The organism is Microbacterium resistens NBRC 103078 (genome assembly GCF_001552355.1).
GTDB classification, from domain to species: Bacteria; Actinomycetota; Actinomycetes; order Actinomycetales; family Microbacteriaceae; genus Microbacterium; species Microbacterium resistens.
Window position 1 is genome coordinate 1 of the sequence record NZ_BCRA01000165.1, and the last position, 6,366, is coordinate 6,366.

A 6,366-nucleotide genomic window follows, 5' to 3' on the forward strand; every position below is an offset into this window, starting at 1 on the left:
GCTCGCCGCCACAGGCGCCTGGCTCTCCGGGACGGGGCTCGCCCAGGTCGTGCCCCACGCGCGGGCCGAGGCCGAGCGCCTTCGCCACGCGCTCCTGTGGGGCTGACGCCGAGACCGTCCCGCCGGATCAGGCGGACGCGCGAGATCAGGCGCCGAAGCGCGATGACCGCCTGATCCTGCGCGATCTCCTGTTCCCGCGCGCTCGTCACGGACGATAGATGCCGAAATCGGAATACGGGGTTACGCTGGTAGTCCGCAAGGCCGACCACATCGTGAGGAGACCCTATGAAGGGGAAGATCGGACTCGTCGTCGGACTCGGAGTGGGGTACGTGCTGGGCACGCGCGCCGGTCGCGAACGCTACGAGCAGATCAAGACGCAGTGGCTGAAGGTCTGGCACCTCGACCCCGTGCAGGCACAGGTGGGCAAGGTCCGCGAGTTCGCGAAGAGCCAGGCCGCCGCCGTCCCGCAGGCGCTGTGGAACGGCGCCGTCAAGGTCGTCAAGGCGGTCAACGCCGACGGGACGCCGGGCCAGAAGGTCGACTCGGCCCTGTCCAGCGGTAAGGGCGCGGTCGAGGACCTCAAGCGCGCGGTGGAGGACACCGTCGACGCGGCGGAGGACGGCGAACTCGATCGGCCGGCCAAGACGTCGTCCGCGAAGAAGACGACCGCATCCGCGACGAAGAAGAGCACGGGATCGACCCGGTCGGCCAAGGGCTCCGGATCGTCGCGAGGCGCGTGACATGGTCCGCGGATACCGGGATCGTGCCGACGACAGCCTGCTGACGCTGCTCGGCGACCTGCCGGACCTCGTCAGCAACCTCGTCAAGGCGGAGATCGACGCCGCCAAGACCTGGATCGCCCGCACGTCCAAGGACGCGGGGATCGGCAGCGTCTGGTTCCTCGTCGCCCTGTTCTTCCTGTTCTGGGCGGTGCCGGTGCTGCTCGTGTTCGCGATCGCGGGGATCGCGTCGTGGCTGCCGGTGTGGCTGTCGGCCATCATCGTGTTCGTCGTGCTGCTGCTGGCCGTCGCGCTGTTCGCCCTGCTGGGCATCCTGAAGTTCCGGAAGGTGCTGGCCAGGGAGAACCCCGCGCAGGCCGTCGCCGAGGACATCCGCATCGTGAAGGAGGCCGGCGATGACGTCCGCTGAGCAGACCACCCCCGCCGTGCCGCGGACGGCGGTGCCGCACGGGATCGTCGATCCTGTCGCGTCCGCGCGCGCCGAGCTGAAGGCCGCGCTGGCCGCCATCGAGGTCAAGGGGAACCTGCCCCGCCGGATGGAGAAGGCGATCACCCGCGAGAGCGCGCGTCTGCGGCAGGAGGCCCGGACGAACCCGGTCAAGGTCACGCTGATCGTGGTCGGTGCGGCCGTCGCCGTCGGCGGCGTCGTCTGGGGCGTGGCCCGGCTCCTCTCCCGCTGAGACGGGCCCGCTCCGCAGGCTCCCGCGCGCACCGGCCGAAAGCGCCCCGCGGTTCGCGACCCGCCGCGGGAAGGGGCAGACTGGGACCATGTCCGAACCCGTCGTCCCCACCCCGTCCGAGTCCGTCGACAGCGCCGAGGCATCGCCCTCGGGCTTCACCCTGTGGGCGGTGTGGCGCCGGAACCCCGACGCCCCGGTGACGGAGACCGACGCCACGGAGCTGGAGGACATCGTCTCGCACATCGAGGCCGGGGGCGTCAGCGTCCGCGGCTTCTACGACGTCTCCGGGCTCAAGGCCGACGCGGACCTCATGGTCTGGCTGCACGGCGCCACCGCCGAGGAGCTCCAGCGGGATCTGCGGCGGCTCCGTCGGACCGAGCTCCTGCGCTCCCTGCTGCCGGTGTGGAACGTGATGGGGGTGCACCGCGACGCGGAGTTCAACCGCGCGCACGTCCCCGGGTTCCTTCGCGGCGTCGAGCCGAAGGGATGGCTCTGCCTGTACCCGTTCGTGCGCACGCCGGAGTGGTACCTCATCGAGGAGGACGAGCGCCGGCAGATGCTGGCCGACCACGGACGCCGCGGCGCCGCCTTCCGTGGCGTCATCGCGAACACCGTGGCCGCCTTCGCGCTCGGCGACTACGAGTGGCTGCTGCCGCTGGAGGCCGACGACCCCACGGAGCTCGTGGACCTGATGCGCGACCTCCGCTACACCGACGCGCGTCGTTACGTGAAGGAGGAGGTGCCGTTCTACACCGGACGACGCCTGCGTCTGGACGAGATCGCGGACGTGCTGCAGTAGGCGCGACATGTCCGTCACGTCGAACGCCCAGACCCCGATCCGACTCGGCACCCGCCGCAGCGCACTGGCGCGCGCCCAGTCCGGTCACGTCGCCGCCGCGCTGAGCGAGGTCGCCGGCCGCCCGGTCGAGCTCGTCCCGATCGTCTCCGAAGGGGACACGAACCGCGCCTCGCTCTCCGAGATCGGCGGGATGGGCGTGTTCGCGACAGCCCTGCGGGAGGCGCTCCTGCGCGGTGAGTGCGATCTCCTCGTGCACTCGCTGAAGGACCTTCCCACCGCCGTGCCCGATGCGCTGCGGATCGCCGCGATCCCGCCGCGCGCCGACGCCCGCGACGTCGCGGTGACCCGGGACGGACGCCCGCTGCACGAGCTCCCCGCCGGCGCGACGGTCGGGACGGGCTCGCCGCGGCGGATCTCCCAAGTCCGGATCCGCGCCCCGCACGCCCGGGCGGTCGACATCCGCGGCAACGTCGACTCCCGCCTCGCCCGGGTCTCGTCGGGGGAGCTCGACGCCGTGATCCTCGCCGCCGCCGGGCTCTCGCGGCTGGACGGCGATCCGCTCGGTCCTCTGCATGCGGAGCCGCTGGGCCTGGCCGAGTGGCCGACGGCACCGGGACAGGGGGCGCTCGCGGTCGAGACGGTGGCCGACGCCCCCGAGGACCTGCTCGCGGCGCTCGCGGCGCTCGACGACGAGGCGACGCGGATCGCGGTCACGGCGGAGCGCGCGACCCTCGCCGGACTGGAGGCGGGGTGCCAGGCGCCGATGGCCGTGCACGCGCAGGTGGAGGGCGAAGCGCTGCGGGTGCGCGCCGTCGTGTACGCGCCCGCCGACGGCTGGCGGATCGGGGTGGACGTCACCGAACCCCTGAACGGGGGGTATATTCATCAGAACGGCAGTGGCAATGGTGCGGACGCTGCCGGCGGCGCAGACCCGATCGCCGCGGCTCGCACGATCGGGTTGTCTGTTGCCCGTCGGTTGCTCGAACGTGGGGCGGCCGACCTCATTCCGCGAGACCATTCCCGATGATCATGACTGAATCGAACCAAGCCAAGCCGCTGACCGGCTGGCGCGTGCTGGTGCCGCGCGGCGGTCCCTGGGGTGACGGCGTCGCCGCGTCCCTGCGCGCCCAGGGCGCCGTACCCGTCGTCGCCCCGCTCATCAACTTCGGCCCGACCACGGACCAGGAGACGCTGGACCGGGCCCTCGTCGACCTCGCGGAGGGCGCCTTCGACTGGCTGACCGTGACGAGCGCGACCACGGTCGACGTCCTCTTCGCGCACCGTGCGGTCATCCCCCCGGAGACGAAGGTCGCCGCGGTCGGCGAGACCACCGCGGCGGCGCTGCAGGCGGTCGGGTACAAGGTGGACCTCGTCCCCGAGAACGACAACTCCGCGGAGGGCATGGCGCAGCAGCTCATCGCCCTGGAGACCGAGCCGCGGCGGATCCTGACCCTGCGCAGCGAGATCGCGAAGCCGGTCCTCACGCGGTTGCTGATCAAGGCCGGGCACGATGTCTCGAGCGTCGTCGCCTACCGCACGGTCGGGGTCCCGGTCACCGAGCGGATCCTCCGGGACGTCGAGAACGGCCGGATCAACGCCATCCTGATCACCAGCGGCTCCGTCGCCGAGCAGGTGCGGGAGCAGTTCCCGAACATCCCGGAGACCACGCTGCTGGCGGCGATCGGACCCCGCACCGCCAAGGACGCCAAGCGCGCCGGGCTGCCGGTCTCCGTCGTCGCGGACCGGCAGACCGTGGACGCCCTCATCGAGGCGGTCTCGCACTTCACCCTCCCGCACGCGGCCGACGAGTTCGCGCCGTGACCGGTGCATCGTTCCCGCAGACGCGCCCGCGGCGGCTGCGGCAGACGCCCGCGCTGCGCGGGCTCGCCCGGGAGACCGATCTGCTCCCGCGGCACCTCGTGCTCCCTGCCTTCGTCCGTGAGGGGATCGCCGAGCCGGCGCCCATCTCCTCGATGCCCGGTGTCGTGCAGCACACGATCGAGTCGCTCCGCCGGACCGCGGCGACGGCGGCGGAGGCCGGCGTCTCCGGACTCATGCTCTTCGGCGTCCCCGCCGTGCGCGACGCCGTCGGCTCGGGCGCGGACGACCCGGACGGGATCCTGAACGTCGCGACGGCCGCCGTGGCCGCCGAGGTCGGCGACGCCCTCGTGGTGCAGACGGATCTGTGCCTGGACGAGTTCACCGACCACGGGCACTGCGGGGTCCTCGACGCCCGCGGCGCCATCGACAACGACGCGACGCTCGAGCGGTACACGGCGATGGCGCTCGCGCAGGCGCGTGCCGGCTCCGCCCTGCTCGGGCTGTCCGGGATGATGGACGGCCAGGTCGACGCGATCCGCCGAGCGCTCGACGCCGAGGGCTTCACCGACGTGCTGCTTCTGGGGTACGCGGCCAAGTACGCCAGCGCCTTCTACGGTCCCTTCCGGGAAGCCGTGGACTCGCAGCTCCAGGGCGACCGCCGCACGTACCAGCTGGACCCCGGGAACCGCCGCGAGGGCGTCCGCGAGGCCGTGATCGACGAGGCCGAAGGCGCCGACGTCGTGATGGTGAAGCCCGCCATGGCGTTCCTTGACGTGCTGCGCGAGGTCCGCGACGCCGTCTCGGTGCCCGTGTGGGCCTACCAGGTGTCCGGCGAGTACGCGATGATCGAGGCCGCGGCCGGCCATGGCTGGATCGACCGCCGCGCGGCGATCCTCGAGTCGCTGCTGTCGATCCGGCGGGCGGGGGCGGACGCCGTGCTCACGTACGCGGCGATCGAGGCGGCCGGCTGGATCCGCGCCGGCCGGTGACCCGGGGCGCTGCACCGAGGCCGCACCTCCCTGGACGCCTCGCATAGCCGCCCGCGGGAGGATGGACGCATGACCGATCGCAACGACGACCTCTTCGACGCCGCCCGTGCCGTCATCCCCGGCGGGGTCAACTCGCCCGTTCGCGCCTACGGCTCGGTCGGCGGGACACCCCGGTTCCTCGCGAGCGCCGAGGGAGCGACCGTGACGGACGCCGCGGGGCGCCGTTACGTGGATCTGGTCGCGTCGTGGGGGCCCGCCCTCCTCGGGCACGCGCATCCGGAGGTCGTCGCGGCGGTGCAGGAGGCCGCCGCGCGCGGGCTGTCGTTCGGCGCCCCCACCGAGGGGGAGGTGGAGCTCGCCACGCTGATCGCGGAGCGGGTCCGCGTCGGGGAGTCCCGGCCGGTGGAACGGGTCCGGCTCGTGTCGACCGGCACCGAGGCGACCATGACCGCGATCCGGCTCGCGCGCGGCGCCACCGGCCGTGATCTGCTGGTGAAGTTCGCGGGCCACTACCACGGTCACTCGGACGGGCTGCTCGCCGCGGCGGGATCCGGCGTCGCCACGCTCGCTCTCCCCGGATCGGCGGGCGTTCCGGCCCCCGTCGCCGCGCAGACCCTCGTGATCGACTACAACGACCCCGACGCCCTGGCCGCCGTCTTCGCCGAGCACGGGGAGCGGATCGCCGCCGTGATCGTCGAGGCCTCCGCCGCCAACATGGGCGTAGTCCCGCCCGTTCCGGGCTTCAACCGCCTGCTCGCCGAGACGGCTCACGCGCACGGCGCCCTGCTCATCCTCGACGAGGTGCTCACGGGGTTCCGCGTGCACCCGGCCGGCTTCTGGGGCCTGCAGCAGGAGGCAGGCGAACAGTATCTGCCGGACATCCTCACCTTCGGCAAGGTCGTCGGCGGCGGGATGCCGCTGGCCGCGCTCGGCGGGCGCGCAGAGGTCATGGATCTGCTGGCGCCGACCGGTCCGGTCTACCAGGCCGGGACGCTCTCCGGGAACCCCCTCTCGGTCGCGGCCGGGCTCGCGACGCTGCGCCTGGCGACCCCCGAGGCCTACGCGCGGGTGGACGCCGCCGCGGATCGGGTCGCGACGGCACTCGACCGCGCGCTCACGGCGGCGGGCGTCGTGCACGCGGTGCCTCGCGCCGGCAACCTGTTCGGCGTGGCGTTCGCCGCCGAGGGCCCCCGGGACTACGCGCAGGCCCAGGCCCAGGAGAGCCACCGCTACGCCCCGTTCTTCCATGCCATGCGCGAGCACGGGGTCGCGCTGCCGCCGAGCGTGTTCGAGGCCTGGTTCCTGACCGCGGCCCACGGCGAGCAGGAGCTCGCGG

8 protein-coding genes are annotated in these 6,366 nt (G+C 73.1%); all 8 read left to right on the forward strand.

Annotated features, from left to right (window positions below):
• Nucleotides 1-285: 285 nt before the first annotated feature.
• Nucleotides 286-741, forward strand: coding sequence for a hypothetical protein (locus tag MR1_RS18150; protein ID WP_067250394.1), 456 nt, complete (start codon nucleotides 286-288; stop codon nucleotides 739-741).
• A 1-nt stretch (nucleotide 742) separates the two neighbouring features.
• A complete protein-coding gene (locus tag MR1_RS18155) occupies nucleotides 743-1,150 on the forward strand; it encodes a phage holin family protein (protein ID WP_067250397.1) in 408 nt (135 codons plus the stop codon).
• Nucleotides 1,137-1,421: a hypothetical protein gene (locus tag MR1_RS18160; protein ID WP_067250401.1), complete on the forward strand. Its 285-nt coding sequence runs from the start codon at nucleotides 1,137-1,139 to the stop codon at nucleotides 1,419-1,421. The genes MR1_RS18155 and MR1_RS18160 overlap by 14 nt, the downstream gene beginning before the upstream one ends.
• Nucleotides 1,422-1,509: 88 nt before the next feature.
• Nucleotides 1,510-2,220 carry a hydrogen peroxide-dependent heme synthase gene (gene hemQ / locus MR1_RS18165; RefSeq protein WP_067250404.1) on the forward strand — a complete coding sequence of 237 codons (711 nt, stop codon included), beginning with the start codon at nucleotides 1,510-1,512 and terminating at the stop codon, nucleotides 2,218-2,220.
• A 7-nt stretch (nucleotides 2,221-2,227) separates the two neighbouring features.
• Nucleotides 2,228-3,247 carry a hydroxymethylbilane synthase gene (gene hemC / locus MR1_RS18170; RefSeq protein WP_067250407.1) on the forward strand — a complete coding sequence of 340 codons (1,020 nt, stop codon included), beginning with the start codon at nucleotides 2,228-2,230 and terminating at the stop codon, nucleotides 3,245-3,247.
• 2 nt (nucleotides 3,248-3,249) lie between these two features.
• Nucleotides 3,250-4,041, forward strand: coding sequence for a uroporphyrinogen-III synthase (locus MR1_RS18175; protein WP_372449942.1), 792 nt, complete (start codon nucleotides 3,250-3,252; stop codon nucleotides 4,039-4,041).
• A complete protein-coding gene (gene hemB / locus MR1_RS18180; RefSeq protein ID WP_067250413.1) occupies nucleotides 4,038-5,030 on the forward strand; it encodes a porphobilinogen synthase in 993 nt (330 codons plus the stop codon). The genes MR1_RS18175 and hemB overlap by 4 nt, the downstream gene beginning before the upstream one ends.
• A gap of 69 nt (nucleotides 5,031-5,099) precedes the next feature.
• Nucleotides 5,100-6,366 (forward strand): glutamate-1-semialdehyde 2,1-aminomutase (hemL, locus tag MR1_RS18185; RefSeq protein WP_067250416.1); only part of this gene is annotated, 1,267 nt, incomplete at its 3' end.

Bases quoted from the DNA above. Each gene is read 5' to 3' on its own strand.
- MR1_RS18150 (WP_067250394.1), top strand. From the start codon at position 286: ATGAAGGGGAAGATCGGACTCGTCGTCGGACTCGGAGTGGGGTACGTG.
- MR1_RS18155 (WP_067250397.1), top strand. From the start codon at position 743: ATGGTCCGCGGATACCGGGATCGTGCCGACGACAGCCTGCTGACGCTG.
- MR1_RS18160 (WP_067250401.1), top strand. From the start codon at position 1,137: ATGACGTCCGCTGAGCAGACCACCCCCGCCGTGCCGCGGACGGCGGTG.
- hemQ (WP_067250404.1), top strand. From the start codon at position 1,510: ATGTCCGAACCCGTCGTCCCCACCCCGTCCGAGTCCGTCGACAGCGCC.
- hemC (WP_067250407.1), top strand. From the start codon at position 2,228: ATGTCCGTCACGTCGAACGCCCAGACCCCGATCCGACTCGGCACCCGC.
- MR1_RS18175 (WP_372449942.1), top strand. From the start codon at position 3,250: ATGACTGAATCGAACCAAGCCAAGCCGCTGACCGGCTGGCGCGTGCTG.